Raw genomic sequence first — 25,172 nt, forward strand, 5'->3', positions numbered from 1 at the left:
AACTCAGGCAGCCATCACACGGCGCACACGGCGGGCAGCGGGTTCACGCTCTGCAGAACGCTGGGCCTTGCGGGCCGCGTTTTCTACAGTTTCACCCATAATGGTGCGAATTTCCTTCAGGTAAGCAGCGCCTTTAGGCGTACGCTGCACCAGCACGGAACGACGGTCCAGCGGATCTACCTTACGGCGTGCCAGATCAAGCTCACTCAGCCGGTCCAGAGCGCGCGTAATAGCTGGCTTGGAAACATTCAGGCTGGCAGCCAAACCACGTACGGTATGGCCAGTTTCATCCAGATAGCATGTCAAAAACACAGCCAATTGGCGAGCGGACAGATCTGGAGCATCTCCACGCACCAAAGACACAATGGTGTCCCGCAGGGTTTTAGCCAGATCCTCTGTTTTTTCTGCTGCCTGAGGCATAAGCTTCACTTTCCTTTTGCTGCACGCTTTTCCTGATCTCTCAAGATAAAGCGACATATTCCCGCTTCCTGTTACGGAACGAATCCCCTTGAGATTTCATATAGGAGGCGAAACGACTCTTTTAAAGTATTAATAAAAACATATTACCTCTTCTTTTATGACACCTTTGTGGCATCGGTATTTTGTTCTTCACAAAAAAGCTTCGTAATAGCTTTGAAAATGGCCCGAACCCCAGGAGAATCCCCACCTTTTGGCCGTCCTGGGCGAGAACTGTCATTCCAGGCATAACTGTCGATATGCACCCAGCGCTGATCTGGATTTACAAATCGTTCAAGAAATAAACCGGCAGTAATCGCGCCTGCCATAGGTCTTGATGAAATATTACTGAGGTCTGCAACAGAACTTCCCAACCATTCGCGGTATCCTTGCCACAAAGGCAAGCGCCACATGGGGTCTGCTTCCTGCTGCCCAGCATCCAGAAATGCCTTAGAAACAGCTTCATCATTACACAGCAGGGCAGGCAAATCTGGCCCCAGCGCCACACGCGCAGCCCCTGTTAGGGTTGCAACATCCAACAACAGGTCTGGTTTCTGTTCCCCGGCTTCGTGCAGCAGGTCACACAAAACCAGACGGCCTTCTGCATCTGTGTTGCCAATTTCCACCGTAAGGCCAGAACGGCTGCGCACCACATCCAACGGGCGCATGGCATGGCCGGAGACACTGTTTTCCACACACCCCAGCCGCACTTCCAACCTTACGGGTAGATTCTGTGTCATAATCAGGCGAGCAAGTGCCAGAACTGTTGCTGCCCCGCCCATATCCTTTTTCATGCGTAGCATGCCGCTGGAGGGTTTGAGATCGTACCCCCCGCTATCAAAGCACACGCCCTTACCCACCAAAGAAATCAGCGGTGCTTTTTTATCTGCCGTGCTGCCCTGCCACTGCGCCACCACCACGCGAGGGCCGCGGTCTGATCCATTCCCTACATGCGCCAGCAAAGGGTAGGCTTTATCCAGCGCAGCACCTTTTATAACGTCTACATGGGCACCAAATTCCTTGAGCACCGTTTTGGCTGCTCGTGCCAAATCTGAGGGCCCCAACAAATTGGCGGGCGTATTGATCAGATCACGCGCAAGCCAGATGGAACGCGCCATTTCCGATGCCACGCTTGCACGTTCCTGCGCCGTGACCACCAACCGTGTTGTGGGTTTTTTGGCAGATGCAGATTTCAGCCCATACTGATACGCCCCAAGGCAGAAACCCAAAATGACATCATACCGCGCAATGTCATCCGGTGCTTCCACCCGCCAGTCTCCTGCTGGCAGATCTTGTGCCAAAGCCCCAAAAACAAATGGGTCCACTACATCTTTTTCGGGCACCCCAAACAGTGCTGTTGGCACACCATTTGTATCTGGAACCATTACCAGCTGGCCCGGACGCGCCTTAAAGCCGCAGTTTTCTGCAAAAGCCGCTGCCTGTTCCCCTATCCATGAGCCCAAAACCGCTTGATCCGAAGGGCGAACAGCATGAACAGTGCGCACCTTGCTTCCTCGGCGGGACACAACCAGACAATCGGCTTCACGAACAGGCATAACATTTCTCCCTTCGCTTTCAGGCAAACTGCCTGCCAGCATATTTTCGTCTGTAAGGATAATGGCATCTGATGGCTTGCTTTTCCACACGCGGCAGCCGACGATGTTTGCATGATGGTTTCTTCCCGCCGTATGGCTGCTGCCGCTCATCACGCATCTATGCAGGACGATGCTCCCGTGCGGGCCATTCTGGGCCCCACAAACACCGGAAAAACACATCTGGCGCTGGAACGGATGCTGGCCCATTCCTCTGGCATGATCGGCTTTCCGCTGCGGCTGCTGGCGCGTGAAAACTACGAACGCATGGTCAAGCTGAAGGGCGTGCGCTCTGTGGGGTTGATTACAGGTGAAGAAAAAATCATCCCACCACAGGCCCGCTGGTTTTCCTGCACAGTGGAGGCCATGCCATCTGACCGTAAGGTGGAATTTGTTGCCGTAGATGAAATTCAGCTATGTGCGGACCCCGAGCGCGGCCATGTTTTTACGGATCGGCTTTTAAATGCACGCGGGCGGTCTGAAACGCTTTTTTTGGGCGCAGAAACCATTGCGCCGCTGCTGAAAACCCTGATCCGCGACATAGAAATAGACACACGCCCGCGCCTTTCCAACCTGACATATACAGGGCATATGCGCCTATCGCGTCTGCCTGCGCGTACGGCCATTGTGGCTTTTTCCATGGCCGAAGTTTACGCCATTGCAGAACTTATACGCCGCAAGCGCGGGGGCTGTGCTGTGGTAATGGGCCAACTTTCACCCCGCACCCGCAATGCGCAGGTAGCCCTCTACCAAAACCGAGAGGTGGATTATCTGGTAGCAACCGATGCCATTGGCATGGGGTTGAATATGGATATCCGGCACATTGCTTTTGCCAATATCTGCAAGTTTGATGGTTACAGAAACCGGCTGCTTACCCCAGCAGAAGCCGCACAGATTGCGGGCCGCGCTGGCCGAGGTACGCAGGACGGTACTTTTGGCACAACCGGGGAATGTCCTGCCTTTCCCGAAGGGATGGTGGAGGCCATTGAAACCCACCATTTTGAACCGCTACCTTTTTTGTGGTGGCGCAACAGCAAGCTCAATTTTACGTCTCCCAGCACACTTTATGCCAGCTTGTGCCAAAAGCCCCCTGACCGCTGCCTGAAATCTGCGGCCCCTGCATCTGATTTATTGGCCCTCTCTGCTCTCATGCAAAATGCCACGGTGCAAAAACTGGCCCATACACCTGCGCGCACCCAGCTATTGTGGGAAGTGTGCCAGATTCCAGATTTTCGCAAACTGGGAGAAGACAGCCATATTCGGCTGTGTGAGCAAATTTTCACTCTGCTTGCCCAAAAAGGGCACCTACCTTCTGCCTGGATGAAATCTCGCCTTGCCAATCTGGAACAGTTGGAGGGAGATATTGATGTTCTGATGCAGCGCCTTATGGGCATCCGCACGTGGTCCTACGTTTCCGCCAGACCGGATTGGGTAGAAAACGCTGCACATTGGCGTAACCATACCCTAAGGCTGGAAGATGCTCTTTCCGACGTATTACATGAACGCCTGACAACGCGCTTTGTAGATAAACGTGCAGCAAGCTTGGCACGGCGCTTGGAAGAAGCAGACACCACCCCTTTGCTTTCCGCCATTACCCGCACGGGTGAAGTAAGCGTGGAAGGGCATGCTGTGGGCCATATGCGGGGTTTCAGCTTTACCCCAGACCCTGAAGCTGCACAGTCTGACCAGAAACTTATTCTCAAAGCAGCCCGCAGAGCAGCCCGTAACCAGATTCCCTATCGGGTTTCCCAGTTCCTGCAAGCGCCAGACACGGAAATAACGCTGAACCTGCAAAATGGTGCACTCAACTGGCAGGAAGATACGATTGCGCGTTTGCAAGCCGGGGCTGACGTGCTGCACCCAGTTATAGAAGTGCGCGAAGCAGAATTTCTGGAACCCGGTCAGAAAGAAAAAATCCGGCAACGGCTGGCTGCCTTTGTTAAGGCATACATCCACAAAGAGCTGGCACCACTCTTTCGGGCTGAAAAAGCAGTTGCAGATCAACCGTTACTCCGCGGCATGGTGCATATGCTGGTAGAAAATGGTGGCGTAGCGGAGGTACCGCACCTTTCCTCCCTGCCTGCATCTGCCCGACACATACTGAAGCGCCTTCACATCACCCAACAGAAAAATACTGTGTTTTGTAGTAAAATGATGCGCCCTGGCTCCATGGCTTTGCGTGCACTTTTGTTAAGTTTACACTCCGGTATTGTTTTGCCAGAGCTGCCACGCACGGGTGCCGTTTCTGCCCCTGTGCCTGCTTTGCTCACAGCGCCTCAGAAATCTCTTCTCATGCAGCTTGGGTGGATTATTTCTGAAGGTACTTTAATCCGACTCGATATTGCTGCTGCTCTGTATGCGGAATCTGTTTCCCTGATTTCACACGGATCACGGCAGATTCCGAATTTCTTTGCCTCTCGGTTGGGTGTGAAAAAGGCTATTCTTCCGGGCATTTTGCGCAGCCTTGGGTTACATGTCCAAAAACCCCAGATTTTACCGGATACACACGCAGGACCACCCGCTCCTTTTCTGATTATCCCCCAGAAAACTGTAAAAAATCGGAAACACTCAAAAAAGCGTACAGGTAGGGTTCAGCCAGAAAAATATAACCACAACAGCCCCTTTGCTGTGCTGGCAACGCTTCGGCAACACCACCAACCCTAGCTCTGTTATAAAAAGAAAGCTGCCCTCCTTACACAGGCGGGTTGCCATTAGGCCAAAAGCGCCTCATATCTGCGCCATCCTTGGTGGCAGGCTTCTATATAACGGTACTGCCATCTGACCCCACGCGGTGAGAGCCCCTCCTCCACCGCCAGATATTTTCGGAGATGGCAATGACCTACGTGGTCACTGAAAACTGCATCCGCTGCAAATTCATGGACTGTGTGGAAGTCTGCCCCGTTGACTGCTTCTACGCTGGTGAAAACTTTCTGGTCATCAACCCAGATGAATGCATTGACTGCGGCGTGTGTGAGCCTGAATGCCCCGCCGAAGCCATTTTCCCTGATAGCGACGACCGTGCAGCAGCGTGGGCAGAAATCAACGCAAAATACGCCACCCAGTGGCCAAACATTACACGCAAGGGCACGCCCCCGGCCGATGCGGAAGAATGGAAAGACAAGCCTAACAAAACAGAGCTGCTTTCCCCCAATCCGCAGAAAGACTGAGAGCCCTTATTTACTTGGGTTTGGAGAAATGGTGTCGGCCTTAGGCTGGCACCATTTTTTTTGTGCCCAGAACCTAATGCACGCTTAAGCTTGGATGTTCCATGCTTCATCCAAAGCCCCGTATGGCGGCGGGTAGCCGTAGATACCAGATACCCTGCACAGATCTGTCAGAAAGACATGATCAATAAAAAAGCCCCTGTAGCCATTATAGCTACAGGGGCTTTTTTCAGCTTGCTTTCCCACCGCCACTTAACGCGGCGGTAGAAACCTCACCATATTAGCGGGACATCATATGCAGCGCGGTGTTGTTCATAATGAACACCGAACCAACAATCAGGATGGCCACGAAAGCAACGGTGAAAACAAAGCACATGTTGTTCCAGCGCTGTTCGGAGTCTCCGCCCATGTGCAGGAAGTAGTGCAGATGCACCAGAACCTGAACCAGAGCGAGAGCTGAAACAGCAGCCAGAGTGCCGGCTGGCGAAAGGCTATGGCTCATCACCACGCCAAACGACAGGACCGTCAGGACAACGGCAAGAACAAACCCGATAATGTAAGAAGATACGCTACCGTGGCTCTCGCCTGAGGAGGATGTATGCGGATTGCTCATCAGATCATGCTCGCCAGATAGACATAGGTGAAAACGCAGATCCAGACGATATCCAGGAAGTGCCAGAACAGGCTCAGGCAGGTGAGCTTATTCATCATACGTTCCGGAATTTCAGTCGTACCCATCAGCTGAGCGATCAGGGTAACAATCCAGATCAGACCACACGTGACATGCAGACCGTGAGTAGACACCAGCGTAAAGAACGCAGACAGGAATGCACTGCGATCCGGACCGGCGCCTTCTGCGATCATGTGCGCAAATTCACGCAGTTCCAGCCCCACAAAGCCAAGGCCAAGCAGGAAGGTAACACCAAGCCAAAGGATAACCTTGGAAACCTGGCTCTTATGGGCGGCAATCATGCCGAACCCATAAGTGATGGACGAAACCAGCAGGAGGGCTGTTTCCAGCCCAAGCCCACCGAATTCGAACAGTTCGTGGCCGGTTGGGCCACCGTTAAACTGGTTACGCAGAACTGCAAACACGGCAAAAAGCGTACCGAAGATGATGCAGTCCGTCATCAGATAGACCCAGAACCCGAACACCACCGGAGATTCGTGGTGATGTTCGTCGTGGCCTGCGGTCTGAACAGTTGTGTTCTGTGCCATGTTATTCAGCTGCCTGTGCCATCAGTTTACGGGTGTGCTCGTTTTCAATCCGGGCAACCTCTTCGGCAGGGATATAGTAATCAATATCCTTATCAGCGCTGCGGGCAATTACCGAACCGATAACACCAACAAGGCCAATAGCAGCCAGCCACCAGATGTACCAAACCGCAGCAAAACCGAAGATCAGGGCAAAGATACCACAAGCCAGACCCAGAGAGGTATTCTTGGGCATGTGGATTGCTTCGTACTGAGCACCAGCCTGACGGGTATCAATACCATTTTCCTTATCATGCATGAACGCATCGAGTTCGTGCACATGAGGAACGATAGCAAAGTTGTAGACCGGCGGCGGGGAAGACGTGGACCATTCCAGCGTACGGCCATTCCATGGGTCACCGGTCACGTCGCGGTTCTGCGGCAGGTTACGGTCACGGATGGAAACATACAGCTGTGTAAGCTGGCAAGCGATACCAAGCATAACCAGCACTGCACCAACTTCAGCAACCAGCAGCCACGGATGCCATGCCGGATTGTCGTAGTGGTTCAGACGACGGGTCATGCCTTCGAAACCGACAATGTAGAGCGGTACGAATGCGCAATAGAAACCAACAAACCAGAACCAGAAAGCGCGCTTGCCCCAGGTTTCGTCCAGCTTGAAGCCCATCACCTTCGGGAACCAGAAGTTCATGCCACAGATGTAACCGAAATACACACCACCAATAATGGTATTATGGAAGTGAGCAATCAGGAACAGGGAGTTATGCAGAACGAAGTCAGCACCCGGGATAGCCAGCATAACGCCGGTCATACCACCGATGGTGAAGGTGATCATGAAGCCAACAGCCCAGTACATGCAGGCATGGAACTGGATGCGGCCCTTATACATGGTGAACAGCCAGTTAAACAGCTTAACACCGGTAGGAATGGAGATGATCATGGTCGCGATACCGAAGAAGGCATTCACGTCCGGACCAGCGCCCATTGTGAAGAAGTGGTGAACCCACACAAGGAAGGACAGAACCATGATGGAGCAGGTTGCGTAAACCATGGTGCTGTAACCAAACAGTGGCTTGCCGGAAAATGCAGGAACAACTTCCGAAAACACACCGAAGGCAGGGATAACAAGAATGTAAACTTCCGGATGGCCCCAAGCCCAAATCAGGTTCAGGTACAACATCTGGTTGCCCCCACCATCATTGGTGAAGAAGTGCATCCCGAAGTAACGATCCAGACCCAGCAGAGCAACTGCAACCGTCAGAACAGGGAAGGCCACCATGATCAGGATGGAAGCACAGAAAGCTGTCCAGGTGAAAACAGGCATTTTCATCCAGGTCATGCCCGGAGCGCGCATCTTCACGATGGTTACAAAGAAGTTCACACCGGTCAGCAGCGTGCCAACACCGGAAATCTGAACGGCCCAGATGTAGTAATCAACACCAACGCCAGGGCTGAACTGATTTTCGGACAGAGGCGGATATGCCAGCCAGCCGCACTGCGAGAATTCACCGATGAACAGAGAAACGTTCACCAGGATAAACGCAACAGCCGTCATCCAGAAGCTCAGGTTGTTCAGGAACGGGAAGGCAACGTCACGCGCACCAATTTGCAGAGGCACGATGAAGTTGAACAGACCGGTCATGAACGCCATGGCCAGGAAGAAGATCATGATCGTTCCGTGAGCGGAGAAGATCTGATCGTAATGGTGTGGTGGTAGATAGCCTGGGTTACCTGCATACGCCAGCGCGAGCTGAGTACGCATCATGATAGCGTCAGCAAAACCACGGAAAAGAGCGACCAGTGCCAGGATGATATACATCACGGCTAGACGCTTATGATCGACAGAAGTGAACCACTCTTTCCAGAGGTAGCCCCACTTACCGTAATACGTAATAAGTCCCAGTACCGCGACACCGACAATGACAACGCCGATGAACGTCCCTACCAGGATCGGCACATCCAACGGGATGGCCGAGAGCGATAGTCTCCCTAGCATAGATCCTATTCCTTCATATTCATGTCGGACATCGCAGACTGCTGCACCTGGATCATCTTGCCAGTGCTTTTGTCCATGACCATGCCATTGTTGTACTTGGCAACGATCGTGTTGAACATGCCGGGTTCAACATGCGCGAAATACTCGACGGGGTTCGCTTCGCTTGGTGCAGCAAGTTTCGGATAGGTCTGGCTATCCAGCTGCTCAGAAGAAGACTTCACCTTTTCAACCCAGGCATTGAATTCATCACCGCTTACAGCAAGCGTATGGAATTTCATGTCAGAAAAGCCACGGCCACTGTAGTTGGCAGATTCACCCAGATAGTCGCCTGGTTCGCTCGCCAGCAGATGAAGCTGGGTCTGCATGCCTGCCATTGCATAGATCATGGAACCAAGACGCGGGATGAAGAAGGAGTTCATCACGGAATCAGAGGTGATGTTGAAGTCAATCGGAGTGTTGACCGGAATGGCCAGCTGATTGACCGTTGCAATACCCTGTTCTGGGTAGATGAACAGCCATTTCCAGTCCAGAGCCACCACTTCAACGTGCAGAGGCTTGGTATTAGCTTCTGCTTCAAGTGGCTTGTACGGGTCCAGAGAATGACAGGTCTGATAGGTAATCACTGCCAGGAAGAGGATAATTAGGGAAGGCACGCCCCAAATAATCACTTCAATTTTATTGGAGTGGCACCACTTCGGCAGATACTCGGCGCTCGTGTTAGACTGGCGATACTGCCAGGCAAACAGAAGCGTCAGCAGGATGGTCGGAATCACAACAATCAGCATTGCGACTGTGGAGGTGGCAATTAGGGTTTTAACCCCTTCACCAACCGGGCCTTTCGGGTCGAGAACATCAAGTTCACACCCGGCAAGCAGCAATGCTGACGATAGGCCGCCCAATCGCGCCACTCTCGCCAGTAACTTGTTTTTCATCGCACGCCTCTTGGTTCTGACATCAAATTAGCCTCACTAAGACTCTTTGTTCTGCTGCCATAGAAGCCTGACAACAGCAAGAAAAACCGCGTTTCAACATTCCCCACCTACCACAAACACATGCCTGAGCGTTGTTTCCTTCATAATCAGGAGGAACATGGCACATCATGCTGGTGGCAGAATGAACGGAGCGCGAAAACACCTTGCGGACACTTTATTCCTAAAGCGCAGATTCTCAAATGTCGGAAAAGTTCCATCAGCCTTTCGTCATAATCAGGTTAGCTGATATGGCGGTGCGGCATGGGTACTCTGGTGCGATAAAAACAGAGGCAAACAACTTCACGAAATATTTCATAATGTTTCAATATTTTCCCGGGAAGTCAAATTTCGCTTTCGATTTCATGCCGTTACGCGAAAAAATTTTATCTCACGTTTTCGTTACAGAATCTTGAATCAAGATAACGGCCTGTTTTGGTACGCATTCCAGACAAACATACCGCCATTCATTCAGGGCATACCTTCCCATACAAAAAAACCCAGCCCTCTGAGAGGCTGGGTTTTCTTTTTCAGGATGCCAACAGGGCCTATAGCCCATTCCGACTCCTATAGAATTAATCGTTAGAGTTTCTTGCGCCCATAAACTGGAGAAGAAACTGGAAAAGGTTGATGAAGTTCAGGTACAGGCTCAACGCATCATATACGCTGCGCTTGGCTGTCATTTCCGGGCCTTCATATGCAGCAAGCTGCGGGTAGGTAACCCGAATACGCTGCGCATCAAACGCACTGAACGCCGTGAAGATGAAGACGCCCACAATGCTGTACACATAGTACAAAGCCGGGCTCTTCAGGAACAGGTTTACCAGGCCAGCAATCAGCAGCCCAAACAGACCCATCATCAGGAAAGAGCTGAAGCGCAACAGGTTGGCTTTAGTAACGTATCCCCACAGAGATGTTGCAGCGAACATACAGGCCGTTACCAGAAACACTCGGACAATGGATGTATCTGTATAAATAACAAAGATATTGGCCATACTGGCGCCCATGGCGGCACAGAACGCCCAAAACAGTGCTTGCGCACCCTGTAGGGAAAGCCTGTTCAGCCCAAAAGACATCACCAGCACAAATGCCAATGGCGAAAGCATGGCAACGTCACCCAACAATGTTGGACGCGGCACCAAACCACCCGGTACCTGTACCACCTGAAAAAACAGATGGCTCAGACTTGTGTTGGCAATAACATATGCCACTATACCGGTAAGCAGCAGGCCAGATGCCATCCAGTTATAAACGCGCAGCATATAGGCCCGCAGCCCAGCATCCAGATTGGCAGCCTGAGCATTCCAATCTGTGGGCGTAGCGGGGGATCGGTAGTCGTGACTAAACGACATGGTGTTTAACTCTCCTTGTCCGGACAGGCCGGCTTTGCTTAATACTTGTGGCTGCCCTGCCCTGTCGTCAAGGGTTACAAAGAATCAGGTCAAAAACAGGGCGCTTTATTCCCACCTGATTTTACCTCTTACTATAACGCATTCCCCCACAAATCGGCTCTTACAAGCCAAGGAATAAAGTACCAGTATGTTTTTGATTACCGGGATCCGTCTTCCCGCCCCCATGCTGGAGTTCTTCCAGCAAATTCAGACCTTCTTTCCCAACCGGGAATGGGAGCCCGAACCCTTCCTGTTTCTTCCTTTGGTAATCGTGGGAGAAACCTCTGATCCAGACGTCATGGAGAATCTGGATGCGGGATTGCTCTCTATCCAGACACCTACACCGGCAACACTTGTGCACTCCGGGTTAGACGTTGTGCAGCAAGGTGAACGAATCATTCTCACAGCCAAGATTCTGTCGGCTGTGTGCGATCACCTTTCCGTGAAAATCAGGCGTCAGGCTCAGCATGCAGGCCTGAAGGTGAAGCGCACCTGCCATCCACTCAGCGTGCCACTCGCTACGATCTCAACCGTTCCACCAGAAGACGTTCATAACTGGTTGCGCATCCACCACAGCCTGCGTGCACCAGAAGCAGAGGTTTATGAATTCACCCTGTTCAGTTCTTGGAAAAATCGTGAAACGACAGATATGGAACTTCTGGCTGATTATGCGTTTACACCGAGTTGCATAGCGCCTTCATCCTTGTTATAACAAGAATTGTAAGCGCCTTTCATAACCTGATTGTGAGCATAATTTCCTGCTCTACAGGCCTGTAAGCACGGGAAATTATCCCGCAGAATGGAAGCTGCTATTCCTTCCCCGTGATTGACAGACAGCGTTCCCCTTGGCTGTTGTGTGAGAAACCGGCCTGCCGGCTATCTTTTTCCTCACCGTATATAATAGTCGAGGACATGAACGCATGACCCGCCCCGCCTCCGCCAAGAGACGTTCACTGCTAGGAATTCTCGCGGCCGGAACAATCTGTGCCGCTGCTTTGCCTTACGCGGCAGTCCCTGCCCGCGCTGACGGTCAGGGTAATACGGGGGAAGCTATCATCCATGCAGATGATCACCCCGAAAACTGGCTTTCTTATGGTCGCACTTACAGCGAACAGCGCTATAGCCCCCTAGATCAGATCAACCGCTCCAACGTGGGTGATCTTAAGCTGGCTTGGTACTATACGCTGGATACCAACCGCGGTCAGGAAGCAACTCCGCTGGTTGTTGATGGCATTATGTATGCCACAACCAACTGGTCCAAAATGGAAGCGCTGGACGCTGCCACAGGTAAGCTGCTTTGGCAGTATGACCCCAAAGTGCCAGGCAACATTGCTGACAAAGGCTGCTGTGATACGGTTAACCGTGGTGCAGGCTATTGGAACGGCAAGGTTTTCTGGGGCACGTTTGATGGCCGTCTGGTCGCTGCCGATGCAAAAACCGGTAAAAAGGTGTGGGAAGTTAACACCATCCCAGCCGATGCCTCTCTGGGCAAGCAGCGCTCCTACACAGTGGATGGCGCGGTACGCGTAGCGAAGGGCCTGGTGCTGATTGGTAACGGTGGTGCCGAATTTGGTGCCCGTGGCTTTGTTTCCGCTTTTGATGCCGAAACCGGCAAGCTGAAATGGCGCTTCTACACCGTTCCGAACAACAAGAACGAACCCGACCACGCCGCATCAGATAATATTCTGATGAACAAAGCCTACAAAACCTGGGGCCCCAAAGGCGCTTGGGTACGCCAGGGTGGCGGTGGCACCGTATGGGATTCTCTGGTTTATGATCCGGTCAGTGACCTGATCTATCTGGCTGTTGGTAACGGGTCTCCCTGGAACTATAAGTATCGTTCCGAAGGCATTGGTTCCAACCTGTTCCTGGGCAGCATTGTCGCACTGAAGCCTGAAACCGGTGAATATGTCTGGCACTTCCAGGCAACCCCGATGGATCAGTGGGATTACACCTCGGTTCAGCAGATCATGACACTGGATATGCCAGTGAATGGCGAAATGCGCCACGTGATCGTGCATGCCCCTAAAAACGGCTTCTTCTACGTTCTGGATGCCAAGACCGGTGAATTCCTGTCCGGCAAAAACTACGTTTACCAGAACTGGGCCAATGGTCTGGACCCTCTGACAGGTCGCCCGATCTACAACCCGGATGGTCTGTATACCCTGAACGGCAAGTTCTGGTACGGTATCCCCGGCCCACTGGGTGCTCATAACTTTATGGCCATGGCCTACAGCCCCAAAACGCACCTGGTCTATATCCCGGCTCACCAGATTCCGTTTGGTTATAAAAACCAGGTTGGTGGCTTTAAGCCGCATGCGGATTCCTGGAACGTTGGTCTGGACATGACCAAGAACGGTCTGCCTGATACCCCAGAAGCCCGTACCGCTTACATCAAGGATCTGCACGGCTGGCTGCTGGCATGGGATCCGGTCAAGATGGAAACGGTCTGGAAGATTGACCACAAAGGTCCGTGGAACGGCGGCATCCTGGCCACCGGCGGTGATCTTCTGTTCCAGGGCTTGGCCAATGGTGAATTCCACGCCTATGACGCCACGAACGGTAGCGACCTTTACAAGTTTGACGCACAGAGCGGCATTATCGCTCCGCCTATGACCTATAGCGTCAACGGCAAGCAGTATGTTGCTGTTGAAGTGGGCTGGGGCGGCATCTACCCAATTTCCATGGGTGGTGTAGGCCGTACTTCTGGCTGGACAGTTAACCACTCCTACATTGCTGCGTTCTCTCTGGATGGCAAAGCCAAGCTGCCGGCTCTGAACAACCGCGGCTTCCTGCCCGTAAAACCACCTGCACAGTATGACCAGAAGGTCGTTGATAACGGTTACTTCCAGTATCAGACCTACTGCCAGACCTGCCATGGTGATAACGGCGAAGGTGCAGGCATGCTGCCTGATCTGCGTTGGGCCGGTGCTATCCGCCACCAGGATGCCTTCTACAATGTAGTTGGTCGCGGTGCGCTGACGGCTTACGGGATGGATCGCTTTGACACCAGCATGACGCCGGATGAAATTGAAGCAATCCGTCAGTATCTGATCAAACGGGCAAACGACACGTATCAGCGTGAAGTGGATGCTCGGAAGAATGACAAGAATATTCCCGAAAACCCGACACTTGGCATTAACCCCTAATGCCTCGGCAGAGTTACGACGTCATTCAGCACACAGGCGATAAGTGGTAAAAATGATGATTAACAGGCTAAAAGCTGCCCTGGGGGCAGTCGCTGTCGGGCTTCTTGCGGGAACGTCCCTGGCGCATGCACAGAACGCTGATGAAGATCTGATCAAGAAGGGCGAGTACGTTGCACGCCTAGGGGACTGTGTGGCTTGCCACACATCCCTGAACGGTCAGAAATATGCTGGTGGTCTTTCTATTAAGACCCCCATCGGCACAATTTACTCCACCAACATCACGCCAGACCCCACGTACGGGATTGGCACCTACACATTTAAAGAGTTTGATGAAGCCGTGCGCCATGGCGTGCGTAAGGATGGTGCTACGCTGTATCCAGCAATGCCCTACCCATCCTTCGCCCGCATGACGCAGGATGACATGAAGGCTCTGTACGCATACTTCATGCATGGCGTGCAGCCGATTGCGCAGAAAAATCATCCAACTGATATTTCCTGGCCGATGTCCATGCGTTGGCCGCTGTCCATCTGGCGCTCTGTATTTGCTCCGGCTCCCAAGGATTTCACACCAGCCCCCGGCACGGATGCTGAAATTGCACGTGGTGAATACCTTGTAACTGGCCCTGGCCACTGTGGTGCATGTCATACACCGCGCGGCTTCGGTATGCAGGAAAAAGCTCTGGATGCATCTGGCGGGCCAGACTTCCTTGGCGGCGGTGGCGTGATCGACAACTGGATTGCCCCAAGCCTGCGTAACGATCCGGTTCTGGGCCTTGGCCGCTGGTCTGATGAAGACCTGTTCCTGTTCCTGAAATCCGGTCGTACCGATCACTCCGCAGCCTTTGGTGGCATGGCAGACGTGGTTGGCTGGAGCACCCAGTACTTCACCGATGCAGACCTGCACGCCATGGTGAAATACATTAAATCTCTGCCGCCGGTTCCGCCTGCACGTGGTGATTACAGCTACGATGCCTCTACGGCTCAGATGCTGGATTCCAACAACTTCTCCGGCAATGCTGGTGCAAAAACATATGTGGAACAGTGCGCAATCTGCCATCGTAACGATGGTGGTGGTGTAGCCCGTATGTTCCCGCCGCTGGCTGGTAACCCGGTTGTTGTTTCCGACAACCCGACATCTGTTGCCCATATTGTTGTTGATGGTGGCGTTCTGCCTCCCACCAACTGGGCACCTTCTGCAGTGGCCATGCCGGATTACAAAAACATCCTGTCTGACCAGCAGATTGCAGATGTTGTAAATTTCATCCGTTCTGCATGGGGTAACCGCGCGCCGGCTAACACAACAGCAGCAGATATCCAGAAACTCCGTCTGGATCATACGCCGCTGCCGACACCGGGTTGGGCTAATGCAACTGAAGAATCCGCTACATGGGGCCTCTTCATGCCGCAGCCTTACGGCGCTGGCTGGACCTTCGCACCGCAGACACATGCTGGTGTGGATGAAGCACAGTAAAGCTTCTACCTAAATAACTAGCCTCTTTTATGGGGCTGGTTACAAAGCGCTGTAGTGGCAACACTACAGCGCTTTTTTTATGTTGTTTGCATTGTGAGTGAGCAGATCATCCCCACATGTTTGAACAACATGAAGCAGACCCAGACAAAATTAGAATGGTGCACGCCAAGTTCTGCAAAAATCAGTAATGTGGAAACACAACTTAACTGTTTGGTGCAGGAAATCAGGAAATGCACAGCTTGTGCACATAAGCTGCCATTAGGCCCACGGCCTGTTTTGCATGTTTCCCCCCATGCACGTTTACTTATTGCCGGACAGGCACCAGGCACACGTGTGCATGAAACCGGGGTATCTTTTAACGATGCATCAGGAGATCGCCTACGGGGTTGGCTTGGTATGAGCCGAGATGTTTTTTATGATTCCAACCGTGTCGCCATTTTACCTATGGCGCTTTGTTATCCGGGTGTGTTGCCTAAAGGTGGTGACCGCCCACCTCCGCCGGAATGCGCCAGCTTATGGCGAGAACGTATTCTGGCGTTACTGCCTAACCTGCACCTAACCCTTCTGGTTGGATCATATGCCCAGAATTACGTTTTGGGAAAAGGCAAAGTATACGAGCGAACAGAGCATTTTCAGGATTTTCTTCCGCAATACTTCCCTTTGCCACACCCATCATGGCGCACAGGGGCATGGGAGCGTAAAACCCCCATGTTTCAGGAAAAAATCATTCCGGCCCTGCGGCGCGAGGTTGCTCGTGCGCTTGCAGATTAAACAGAACTAGAGCACCAAAAGCAGGCGCACGTCATTCACATTCGTTAGCGTTGGTCCTGTTTTGATAAGGTCATCCAGTTTTTCAAAAAAACTGTAGCTATCATGCTGTTTTAGAAATTCCTCAGCAGCCACACCATTTTGCAGGCCTCGGGCTAATGTATCCGGGGTAAATATGGCGCCAGCGGCATCTTCCGTACCATCAATGCCATCTGTATCTCCCGCCAAACCCCATATACCTGCCTGACCATTTAAGGCCAGTGCGCAGGAAAGCAGAAACTCTGTATTCCGGCCGCCCTTTCCCGGCTTTGTGCCTGCGCGAATACTTACTGTTGTTTCACCACCACTTAGCAAAACAGCCGGAGCGCGCACGGGCACAGCATGCTCCTGAACAGAGCGAGCAATGCCACTCATCATCACGCCCATTACGCTGCTTTCACCTTCCAGCGCATCTCCTAAAATTAAAGGCGTTACACCTGCTGCGCGCGCTACCTCTGCCGCTGCTTGTAACGCCATAAAAGGGGTTGCTATCATTTCAACCCGGTTGTCTGCGTTAACAGAATGCTTGGCAGAAGATGCCGCAGTGTTTTTCTCCAAAACATGACGGACTGTATCGGGAACGTCTAAATTGTATTTATCAAGAATACGCAAAGCATCTTGAGGTGTTGTTGAATCCGGCACAGTGGGGCCACTTGCAATAATTGCCGGGTCATCTCCGGGTACATCACTAATAACAAGCGTCACCACTTGTGCAGGTGCTGCTGCCAAAGCCAGCTTGCCACCTTTAATGGCAGATAAGTGCTTACGCACTGTGTTCATTTCAGAAATTGCTGCGCCAGAATGCAAAAGCTGACGGCCAATATTCTGCTTTTCTGCCAGAGTAATGCCCTCTGCCGGCAAAGCCAGCAGCGCAGACCCTCCACCAGATATCAGGGCAATAACAAGATCATCTGGCCCCAACCCTTTTACGGATTGCAAGATATCATGCGCAGCCTGTTCGCTCCGCGCATCTGGTACAGGGTGCGATGCTTCCAGAATCGTAATATGGCGCGTTGGAACAGCATGCTCATCCCGCGTAACCACAATACCCTGCAAAGGTACATCTGGCCATGCAGCCTCTAACGCAGCGGCCATAGCGGCAGAAGCCTTGCCAGCACCTACAACTATACAGCGGCCTTTAGGTTTTTCCGGCAAATATTTTGCCAGCACCTTAAAAGGATCTGCTGCGGCAACTGCTGCATCAAACATGCTGCGCAACAGGGTACTGGCCTGTTTATTCTGTTCGATTTTGATATCTGACTGCACCAACGCAACGCTCTCCTACAATGCTCTACTTTAATATCAGAGCACGTTTATGATCTATCTGGTTTAGGTAAATGCTTTATCCAGATATGGAGAAGACGCATCAAAGAACGCACGGTTCTCTGCCAGCTCTGTTTCTATCACGCGCAGGCTGGCTAATGCCCGAAGCATTTCTTCACGGACAGAAAGATTTGCCTCAGTTTCTTCGCAGTTTAACAAATACTCTACAGCTATATGTGTTGCCCGCGCAGTCCGGCCATATTGCCCGCCATATCGGCCTGTAAAATGCTGCATGCGTTCCATCATCACTTCCACGGCTTTCTGCGCTTCTGGCGGCAGAATATTCTTTGCCAGAACAGTACGTAATCGCATTACGTTCAGCGCAATGGTCATGCTGGACAGCACGCCACTTAAATACCGCTCCAGCACATAGGTATTGCCATCATCCGTTGCCATGGTGGAAAGGCGCACAAACCCGTCTACACTGCGCCCAATAATTTCCGTTACCGCAGGAGGCCTGCGCTGCCCTGCCAAACGGCGCAAGCCACGCAGAATGTTCACTCGCATATCCCACCGCAAACCATCTGGATCGTACGGCAGAAACACACGGTACATCCACATGCAGAACATCATGGCTAACAACAGCGGCATGGCGGTGTTGAAATACATGATTTCATCCATCCGCCCCTGATTGATCGGCCCCACCAAAATAGGCAGAAACAGATTATAGGCCACAGCCGCAAGCACCAGCGGAGGCCACGCAAAAGCCAACCCGCCAATCAACATGGGCACAGCCAGACACATGGCCATCATTTCATAAATAGTCGGCTGGGCCATGACCCACAAATCAAGCAATGCGCTCATGCCAATGACACACACAGTGCCATGCAAGAACGCCTGTGTGGCAAGAGCAGGCTGCTCCAAAGTGGAGAACAGCGCACACACAATACCCACAAACATGATGAATGTGAGGCCATCAGGCCACGCGGTGGTAATCCATATAACACCAGCCAAAAAGATGGTGACGGACGCCCGCAAGCTATTGGTAAACGCCATCCGCCAGTCTCGATAAGACTTCATGGGATAGCGGAAATGATCATGCGGCTGCGGGTTGCGGCTCATTTCAAACTGCTCAATGGCCAGATACAGCTCTTCCAGCATGGTATCCAGCTTATGTAGCAATTGCCCTTGGCGGGTGAGCACTTCCTCCTGATTCACATCCATTGGGGGATGTGTGGCGGCTTCCATTTCTTTTTCCAGGCAACTTGCGGCAAGTTGTCGGCAGGTTGCCCGTAAAGATGTCAGGTCCCGCAAAACCGGCTCAATAGGCTGATCATTATCCAGCCGGTCTGGCAGAGCTTGTAAAAAACTACTCACCTGCCGGGCTGTATCCTGATACTCCACGCCCTGACTATGCGGCACCTCCAGCAGTGCGCCCAAATCCAACCCGCGTGACAGCAACACTGTAATGGCTGCCAAAGCCGCTCTGGCGTGGTCACCTTCGTGCTGGTGTTTCCCCATTTCAATTTCGGCAAATTCAACCTGATCGCTCAGTGCAATAAGGGTGGAGAACACACCGGGCGAATTTGCCACAGCGCGTCTATCGCCCTGTAACAAACGCAAAATGGCGGGTACCGCGCCTTTAAGAGCCTGCACAAAATTGGTTGCCAGCCGCGTTCTGGCCCGCAGCCCCAACTGATACTGAAACAGAGATGAAATTGTGGTTTCCACCACAATACCAAGCGTAATGTATGTGGCACGCGCCATTGCGATCTGGAAAATATGATCGGGCGCTACTATGCCGTCCAGTGCAATAATAACGTATGTAAAACCGGAAGCCCGCATACCATGGATACGGTAATTGGTCATGGCCGCAGGGCCGGGCAACAACGTGCCTATAAAACAGAAAGTGCCAATCCCCACAGCCACAAAAAAGATATAGAGCAGTGGTGATTGCGGCATACTGGCCACCAGCACGATGGCGCATATTGTGCCCACCACCATGCCAAACATATGCCAGCGCGCCTTGGCAATGGATTTACCACGCGTGCCTTGCGCCACCATCCATACGGTAAGAGCAGCCCATTGCGGGCTCCCCAATTCCCACCACAAGGCAATACCAAGAGCGATTAGGGATGAAATGGTGGTACGAAGCGCATACCCAAACGAAAGCAGATTGGGCGCAAACAGCCAGCGCAAGTGGTCAAGCTTGCGCGGTGGACCGCCGCCAACAAGCGCCTGCCGGACAATAATAGAGACCGACCGCCAAAGCTGCCCCAAGGAAAGCGTCATGCTTTTCACGCGGCCAAACCTGAGGTGCTAATGGGGAAACAACGTGCCATACATCTTCTCTTACCCCAACATGGCAGAAAAGCGTATTCACACCTCATATGTTCTGTTCTGCACCCAGATGTGCAAACAGAACATATGAATATTGAAAAGTGCTTATTCTTTGTAAGTTAATAAAGTGGAAACAGGTGCATCCACTTTATTACGGCCACCCAGGCTGGTTAGCTCTACCATAACAGAAGCGCCTACCACGTTAGCACCCGCCTTGCGCAGCAGCGCTACAGAAGCAGCCAAGGTACCACCGGTTGCCAGCAGATCATCCATAACCACAACGCGCTGGCCGGGCTGAATGGCATCTGCCTGAATTTCCAGCGTATCGCTGCCATATTCCAGATCGTAGGTGTGGGAAATGGTTTCACCCGGCAGTTTGCCACACTTACGCAGCATCAGCAGCCCGCAACCCAAGCGATCTGCCAGCGGTGCAGCTGTTAAAAACCCGCGGGATTCAACGGCTGCCAGCAGATCCGGCTTAAGCGGTGCCACCTGCCGTGCCAAACGCCCCATGGCCAACTGCCACGCATCCGGATTCCGCATAAGGGTGGAAATATCGTAAAATAGAATGCCCGGTTTAGGAAAATCGGGAACGTGCCGGATAAAGCGCTTGAGGTCGATTTCCTCATGTGCCGTCATGGCCTTAATAATCCTTCCTGCGTGCCAGCCCAATGCTGACCCTCTGTTACTTCTGCCTTGTATCCTGCCAAAAAGAAGAACACGTTCGGGCAATCCGGCGCCCGCTCTATCCTGCATGCGCCGGTTCTGCAAGGTATGGCGGCTTTTCCCTTATGGTCTACTTATGCCCCGGTACGTGCGCTCAGTGCTGCTGTTACCACTTCCATCAAGCCATCCCGACGGAAAGGTTTGGCCAATAGCCGTGCATTTGCCACGCCACCTTCAGGCAGTTTGGAATCCGCTGTGAGATCCCCCGACATATAAACCACAGCCAGTTCAGGATACCGTTCCACCAATACGCGTGAGAGGGTTAGCCCATCCAGCGGGCCGGGCAGTTGAATATCTGTTACCAGCAGATCAAGAGGCCCTTCCGCAGCTGCTGCCACATCAAACGCCTGCTCGCCATCTCCTGCTTCCAACACGCGATGACCTGCCATACTCAGAATGGTCACAACAATATCGCGGATAGCTGCATCATCTTCCACCACCAGTACCTGCAAAGTCTGTGATGGCGCTGGCTTGTTTATTTTAGGCAGCACGGCTGGCTGTAAAACCTGCGCGGCGGAAAGAGCAGCCGCCTTGGGCAACCACAAGGAAACCTCTGTTCCGCTGCCGCTGCCTGTTGCCACCACAACGCGCCCCTTAACCTGCTGGGAAAAAGCCAGAACCATGGCCATACCCAGCCCTGTACCTGCACCTTCACGTTTGGTGGTGAAAAACGGTTCAAACAGATGGTCCAACACCTCACGCGTCATACCGCTGCCGCTGTCAATCACATCCAACCGCACCCAATCTCCCGCAGGCAGCGGAGTCGGGTCGGACACCACGCGCATGTTGCGGCCTTCCTCAACAGGAAGGCTCATCAGATCTGCATTGACGGAAAATGTTACATTGCGAGCAGCAATGCGCAGCCGCCCACCAGAGGGCATGGCATCTCGCGCATTGATAGCAAGATTAAGCACCGCGCTTTCAAGCTGTGCCGGGTCTGCACGCACAGGCCATACGCCAGACACATCAGCACATTCCACTACAATTCTGGGGCCGATCACACGCGCCAACAGCCCATCGAGCAAGGAAAACAGATTGGCCAGATCAAAGCAGTCTGGCACGCCTGTCTGCTGCCTGCGCATAAAGGAAAGAAGCTGGCTTGTAAGAGCTTCAGACCTATGGCCCGCATGTGTGGCGGCAGAAAGATATTCCTGCCGCTGCTCTACCTGATCTGGCAAGTCATGCTCTGCTGCAAGCTCCAGATTCCCCAAAATGACGGTCAGAAGATTTTTGAAATCGTGAGCAATACCTGCGGTAAACTGCCCCAGCGCACGCAGCTTTTGCGCTTCACCCAAGGCGCGCTCGCTGCGCAAACGCATGGTGATATCTGCGGCTGTTAACACAAACCCACGCCGTTCTGCCGCGCCATCTGGGGCAAAAAACAATGTGCGGCACAATTCCAGATCTGCGCCGTTAATACCCTTGCATTCCACCACCACTGGCGGTGCTGGCTGCCCTTTGGCCAAGCTGGTTTCAACGTGTTCCAATGGTTCAAGCAGCGGCACACCATCTACCACCAGCACTGCGCTTAAATCATTGTAAGACAGGCCGGGTTTGAAAAAACTCTTTTCCAAACCAAGAGCCACGGCCAGTTGCTCATTCCAGTGCCACAAATGACCATCGGCACCAAACACGGCCACACCAAGGCTCAGACTGTCCAACGTTGCCCGCAAACGTAACGCCAGATCACGCGATGAAGCCTCGGCTCGCGCTGCCGCCAAGGAAGAACGATCTAGCACCCAGCCTGCAGAAACAAGGCTGAAAACACCGGTCAGAATCCCCAACAACGCCAAGCGCCGCTGCCAGCTTGTGTTACGCAGCATGTTGGCAACGCGGTCTGCCTGATCCAGCGTGCTGGCCCGGCTGAGAATGGAAAGGTTCTGATCCAGATCCGCCAGAAGTTGCGCCCCTCCGGCGGGCGTGCCCTCTGGTGAATGGGGCCATGCACTTATGGTTTCAAGCTGCTGCCACACACTTTGCAGCGGTTCTACGCGGCCACCGCCTTCACGCAGTTGCACCACACGAAAGGATTCGAACCCACGCCGGGCATCAGAAAGCTGCTGAATGGCCTGCACATAACAACTGCCATCCTGGGGCTTATGCTCGGCCATCCATGCATAATGGCATATACGGGCATCACTGGTGGCGTGATGCAACCCGCGCAAGTAATTGCCTGCCGCTGTGCTCTGACGGTCCAAATTACCATGCCGGGCCATTTCATTGCCCAGCTCAATCCCCATTGTGCCAAAAGTTACAATCAGCAGCCCGGCGCCAATAAGCGCCAGAACGTGGGCCCGTCTTGCTGGATGCCGTGGCATGTTATGCACGCTCCCTTCCCTAACCCCATCTTTTCATCTGGACTGGGCCGCAGCCCTGTCGCCGTCAAGAGCAGAGCGGGCATAACCGCTTTTTGTACAGTTTTTAGTTCACATTCTGTCGATTAGGTCGCACCAAGCCCATCAGGAACATCAGAATAGCACCACAACACATGCATCCTGCCATAGGAATTGCAGACACAGCCGGAAATTGCCCAACCACAACACCGGCCACGGCCCCAAGCACATATTGCAGCGTGCCCGCCAGAGCAGAGGCCGCCCCGGCAAGAGAGGGATGGTCTGCCAAAGCCCCCATCATGGCATTGGGAAAAATAATACCCGTAGGTGCAAGAGCCAGCAGCATGGCCGCAATCACCAACCACACCTCATATGGCTGCCATGCCGGAGGTGCGTACCACGCACTCCACAAACTCACTGCCACCAGCAGAATCCCTCCGGTAACGGAAAGGCAGATCGCACCCATAAGCAGCTTTCCGGAATCAATACGCCCCACCAGCAGCCCGTTCACTTGGGATGCCCCGATCATGAACACAGCAAAAAAGCCGAACAGCATGGAAAAATGCAGCGGTGAGAAATGAAACAGCTGCACAAACACAAACGGAGCTGCCGTAAGATAGCTGAAGGACATGAAGGTGGAAAAAGCTGTTATCAGCGCATGACTGGCAAAAGCCCGATCCCGAATCAGGGTGACGTACCGCGTTACCAGCGTGAAGGGAGAGAGTGCGACCCGCCGATCATACGGCAGGGTTTCTGGCAGTACGAACAGAATCAGTGCCACACATATCGCGCCATAGGCCGCAGAAGCCCAAAAGATAATCCGCCAGGACACAAACTCTACAACTAGACCACCCAGCATAGGCGCTAAAATGGGTACAACACCCATGACCATAACCAACTGAGACATCATGCGTGCCCCAGCATTACGGTCTGGCACCATATCACGCACACAGGCCGTGGGAATAACCAGACTGGCCGATGCCCCAACAGATGCCACAAACCGCGCAATAGAAAACGTGGTGATATCTGGCGCAAATGCGCAAACGGCAGAAGCCACGGCATACAGGGCGTTGCCTATAAGCATGGGGCTACGGCGCCCAAATCTATCTGATAAAGGGCCAACCGTAATCTGCCCGATAGCCAACCCTACAAACCAGATGGACAGCGTAAACTGCACATTGCCAGCACTTGTATGGAAGGTCTGCTCCATGGCCGGAAAAGCAGGCAGATAAATATCTGTCGAAATAGGTCCAACGGCTGTCAGGAACCCTAAAAGCACAGGTACCCACATGGGGATGCGCCCACCAATAAAAGACGTTCCGGCATCCCGCACAGCAGAGGGAGAAGCCATAAGCAGCACTCCAAAAACAAACAAAAACAGAAGGAAAAGAAAAATGTCTGGCAAAAACAGCGCCAACAGCTCTGCGGGCCAGCGCCTTACTATTTTACAAGAGGGTTAGAATGAGCCCTTAGTTCCTGACACCTCAGAAACAGCCAGACCATATACGGATCAGGAAACCTGCCGGGCTATACGTGCATGCCGCCATAACCACACCCCAATGGCGCCAGAAAGCACAAACAATGCACCACCGGCTGCATACTGCCAAAAAGTACCTACCTGAACCCCCGCCCCCAACAAAACGGCAACAAGGTTCTGCGGTATACCGCCCAGAAGGGTTGCTGTAAAAAACGGCAGCACATCCATACCTGAAATACCCCCCAAAAGGTTCAGCAGTAATGCGGACCCTACGGGCAACAGTCGCAAGGTGAGAATACTAGAAAACGGCTGACGTGTCAGAAATGCGTCCATTTGGGCAAAACGTTGCCCCAATTTCTGCCGTGCCCATGCACGCCCGCCCCATCTGGCCCAGAAAAAACCGGCCAAGCACCCCAATGTGGAGGCTATAGTGATAAGTGCAAGGCCTTCCCACAATCCATAAGCCAATCCGGCGGCAAATCCGGCCACCTGGCGTGGCAGCCCAAACCCGCACCACAAAACAGCACCAGATAGAAACACCATGCGGCCCCATACGCCTTGGCGTAGTACATCCGTACCATGCAGCATGCTGTGGAGTGCGGGCACATGCCGCAACCCAACTGCCCCCACCACCAATACAAGCAACATGAGCAGTGGACGCAAAAGCGATACAGAAGACCGAGAAGGAGGACGAATATGCTGTTCCATCCAGCCAAGCGGTACCATCTTCTTGCAGCAGCCCGCAAGCTGGCTGTAAACCCGATACAGAAATTTAACCCACAGCGTCAAAGGCTGCCATGCCCACCTCATCATCCCCCCAGACA

The 25,172-nt window shown here is 52.9% G+C and carries 19 protein-coding genes; 6 read left to right on the forward strand and 13 right to left on the reverse strand.

What is annotated here, in order from left to right; all coding sequences use genetic code 11:
• Positions 1-3: 3 nt before the first annotated feature.
• Both FCN51_RS18655 and FCN51_RS18660 read right to left on the reverse strand, forming a co-directional pair.
• Positions 4-477 (reverse strand): MarR family transcriptional regulator, encoded by a 474-nt coding sequence (locus tag FCN51_RS18655; RefSeq protein ID WP_012812305.1) that lies wholly within the window; start codon positions 475-477, stop codon positions 4-6.
• 98 nt (positions 478-575) lie between these two features.
• Entirely contained in the window at positions 576-2,162 is a 1,587-nt protein-coding gene (locus FCN51_RS18660; protein WP_160256568.1) for a leucyl aminopeptidase family protein, read from the reverse strand.
• 9 nt (positions 2,163-2,171) lie between these two features.
• On the opposite strand from FCN51_RS18660, the gene FCN51_RS18665 reads away from it, so the two are divergent.
• Positions 2,172-4,712 (forward strand): helicase-related protein, encoded by a 2,541-nt coding sequence (locus FCN51_RS18665; RefSeq protein ID WP_201762619.1) that lies wholly within the window; start codon positions 2,172-2,174, stop codon positions 4,710-4,712.
• Positions 4,713-4,882: 170 nt separating this feature from the next.
• Positions 4,883-5,215 carry a ferredoxin FdxA gene (fdxA, locus tag FCN51_RS18670; RefSeq protein WP_012812302.1) on the forward strand — a complete coding sequence of 111 codons (333 nt, stop codon included), beginning with the start codon at positions 4,883-4,885 and terminating at the stop codon, positions 5,213-5,215.
• A 277-nt stretch (positions 5,216-5,492) separates the two neighbouring features.
• On the opposite strand, the gene cyoD is transcribed toward fdxA, so the two are convergent.
• The 5 genes from cyoD to FCN51_RS18695 all read right to left on the reverse strand — a co-directional run bounded on the left by cyoD (position 5,493) and on the right by FCN51_RS18695 (position 10,743).
• Complete coding sequence (gene cyoD, locus FCN51_RS18675; protein ID WP_003629825.1) at positions 5,493-5,825, reverse strand: cytochrome o ubiquinol oxidase subunit IV; 333 nt, start codon at positions 5,823-5,825, stop codon at positions 5,493-5,495.
• Positions 5,825-6,430 carry a cytochrome o ubiquinol oxidase subunit III gene (gene cyoC / locus FCN51_RS18680; RefSeq protein ID WP_003629826.1) on the reverse strand — a complete coding sequence of 202 codons (606 nt, stop codon included), beginning with the start codon at positions 6,428-6,430 and terminating at the stop codon, positions 5,825-5,827. The genes cyoD and cyoC overlap by 1 nt, the downstream gene beginning before the upstream one ends.
• Position 6,431: 1 nt before the next feature.
• Positions 6,432-8,423, reverse strand: a complete 1,992-nt coding sequence (gene cyoB, locus FCN51_RS18685; protein WP_012812299.1) for a cytochrome o ubiquinol oxidase subunit I — start codon at positions 8,421-8,423, stop codon at positions 6,432-6,434.
• Between the two features lie 5 nt (positions 8,424-8,428).
• Positions 8,429-9,355, reverse strand: coding sequence for a ubiquinol oxidase subunit II (gene cyoA, locus FCN51_RS18690; protein WP_006116679.1), 927 nt, complete (start codon positions 9,353-9,355; stop codon positions 8,429-8,431).
• A gap of 611 nt (positions 9,356-9,966) precedes the next feature.
• Positions 9,967-10,743: a Bax inhibitor-1/YccA family protein gene (locus FCN51_RS18695; RefSeq protein WP_003629831.1), complete on the reverse strand. Its 777-nt coding sequence runs from the start codon at positions 10,741-10,743 to the stop codon at positions 9,967-9,969.
• A 187-nt stretch (positions 10,744-10,930) separates the two neighbouring features.
• On the opposite strand from FCN51_RS18695, the gene FCN51_RS18700 reads away from it, so the two are divergent.
• The 4 genes from FCN51_RS18700 (at position 10,931) to FCN51_RS18715 (ending at position 16,173) form a co-directional block, all read left to right on the forward strand.
• A complete protein-coding gene (locus FCN51_RS18700; RefSeq protein ID WP_160256570.1) occupies positions 10,931-11,494 on the forward strand; it encodes a hypothetical protein in 564 nt (187 codons plus the stop codon).
• 208 nt (positions 11,495-11,702) lie between these two features.
• Positions 11,703-13,931 carry a PQQ-dependent dehydrogenase, methanol/ethanol family gene (locus tag FCN51_RS18705; RefSeq protein WP_003629834.1) on the forward strand — a complete coding sequence of 743 codons (2,229 nt, stop codon included), beginning with the start codon at positions 11,703-11,705 and terminating at the stop codon, positions 13,929-13,931.
• A gap of 52 nt (positions 13,932-13,983) precedes the next feature.
• A complete protein-coding gene (locus tag FCN51_RS18710; RefSeq protein WP_004449230.1) occupies positions 13,984-15,402 on the forward strand; it encodes a cytochrome c in 1,419 nt (472 codons plus the stop codon).
• A gap of 129 nt (positions 15,403-15,531) precedes the next feature.
• Positions 15,532-16,173, forward strand: coding sequence for a uracil-DNA glycosylase family protein (locus FCN51_RS18715; protein ID WP_201762620.1), 642 nt, complete (start codon positions 15,532-15,534; stop codon positions 16,171-16,173).
• 6 nt (positions 16,174-16,179) lie between these two features.
• On the opposite strand, the gene FCN51_RS18720 is transcribed toward FCN51_RS18715, so the two are convergent.
• From FCN51_RS18720 to FCN51_RS18745, 6 genes are all read right to left on the reverse strand, one after another.
• Positions 16,180-17,475 (reverse strand): glycerate kinase type-2 family protein, encoded by a 1,296-nt coding sequence (locus FCN51_RS18720; RefSeq protein ID WP_160256572.1) that lies wholly within the window; start codon positions 17,473-17,475, stop codon positions 16,180-16,182.
• 63 nt (positions 17,476-17,538) lie between these two features.
• Positions 17,539-19,773: an FUSC family protein gene (locus FCN51_RS18725; protein WP_004449236.1), complete on the reverse strand. Its 2,235-nt coding sequence runs from the start codon at positions 19,771-19,773 to the stop codon at positions 17,539-17,541.
• Between the two features lie 144 nt (positions 19,774-19,917).
• Entirely contained in the window at positions 19,918-20,451 is a 534-nt protein-coding gene (locus FCN51_RS18730) for an adenine phosphoribosyltransferase (RefSeq protein ID WP_003629841.1), read from the reverse strand.
• A gap of 161 nt (positions 20,452-20,612) precedes the next feature.
• The gene (locus FCN51_RS18735) at positions 20,613-22,856 is read right to left on the reverse strand and encodes an ATP-binding protein (protein WP_064776056.1); all 2,244 of its coding nucleotides are present in this window, start codon (positions 22,854-22,856) and stop codon (positions 20,613-20,615) included.
• Positions 22,857-22,959: 103 nt separating this feature from the next.
• Positions 22,960-24,222 (reverse strand): multidrug effflux MFS transporter, encoded by a 1,263-nt coding sequence (locus FCN51_RS18740; RefSeq protein ID WP_012812292.1) that lies wholly within the window; start codon positions 24,220-24,222, stop codon positions 22,960-22,962.
• Between the two features lie 159 nt (positions 24,223-24,381).
• The gene (locus tag FCN51_RS18745) at positions 24,382-25,161 is read right to left on the reverse strand and encodes a TVP38/TMEM64 family protein (protein ID WP_160256573.1); all 780 of its coding nucleotides are present in this window, start codon (positions 25,159-25,161) and stop codon (positions 24,382-24,384) included.
• Positions 25,162-25,172 lie beyond the last annotated feature (11 nt).

The organism is Acetobacter pasteurianus (assembly GCF_009914215.2).
Classification (GTDB): Bacteria; Pseudomonadota; Alphaproteobacteria; order Acetobacterales; family Acetobacteraceae; genus Acetobacter; species Acetobacter pasteurianus.

Bases quoted from the DNA above. Each gene is read 5' to 3' on its own strand.
- cyoD (WP_003629825.1), bottom strand. From the start codon at position 5,825: ATGAGCAATCCGCATACATCCTCCTCAGGCGAGAGCCACGGTAGCGTA.
- FCN51_RS18715 (WP_201762620.1), top strand. From the start codon at position 15,532: ATGAAGCAGACCCAGACAAAATTAGAATGGTGCACGCCAAGTTCTGCA.
- FCN51_RS18665 (WP_201762619.1), top strand. From the start codon at position 2,172: ATGCAGGACGATGCTCCCGTGCGGGCCATTCTGGGCCCCACAAACACC.
- FCN51_RS18735 (WP_064776056.1), bottom strand. From the start codon at position 22,856: ATGCCACGGCATCCAGCAAGACGGGCCCACGTTCTGGCGCTTATTGGC.
- FCN51_RS18710 (WP_004449230.1), top strand. From the start codon at position 13,984: ATGATGATTAACAGGCTAAAAGCTGCCCTGGGGGCAGTCGCTGTCGGG.
- FCN51_RS18705 (WP_003629834.1), top strand. From the start codon at position 11,703: ATGACCCGCCCCGCCTCCGCCAAGAGACGTTCACTGCTAGGAATTCTC.
- FCN51_RS18655 (WP_012812305.1), bottom strand. From the start codon at position 477: ATGTCGCTTTATCTTGAGAGATCAGGAAAAGCGTGCAGCAAAAGGAAA.
- cyoA (WP_006116679.1), bottom strand. From the start codon at position 9,355: ATGAAAAACAAGTTACTGGCGAGAGTGGCGCGATTGGGCGGCCTATCG.
- cyoC (WP_003629826.1), bottom strand. From the start codon at position 6,430: ATGGCACAGAACACAACTGTTCAGACCGCAGGCCACGACGAACATCAC.
- FCN51_RS18700 (WP_160256570.1), top strand. From the start codon at position 10,931: ATGTTTTTGATTACCGGGATCCGTCTTCCCGCCCCCATGCTGGAGTTC.
- FCN51_RS18695 (WP_003629831.1), bottom strand. From the start codon at position 10,743: ATGTCGTTTAGTCACGACTACCGATCCCCCGCTACGCCCACAGATTGG.
- FCN51_RS18660 (WP_160256568.1), bottom strand. From the start codon at position 2,162: ATGAGCGGCAGCAGCCATACGGCGGGAAGAAACCATCATGCAAACATC.
- FCN51_RS18745 (WP_160256573.1), bottom strand. From the start codon at position 25,161: ATGATGAGGTGGGCATGGCAGCCTTTGACGCTGTGGGTTAAATTTCTG.
- cyoB (WP_012812299.1), bottom strand. From the start codon at position 8,423: ATGCTAGGGAGACTATCGCTCTCGGCCATCCCGTTGGATGTGCCGATC.
- FCN51_RS18730 (WP_003629841.1), bottom strand. From the start codon at position 20,451: ATGACGGCACATGAGGAAATCGACCTCAAGCGCTTTATCCGGCACGTT.
- FCN51_RS18740 (WP_012812292.1), bottom strand. From the start codon at position 24,222: ATGGCTTCTCCCTCTGCTGTGCGGGATGCCGGAACGTCTTTTATTGGT.
- fdxA (WP_012812302.1), top strand. From the start codon at position 4,883: ATGACCTACGTGGTCACTGAAAACTGCATCCGCTGCAAATTCATGGAC.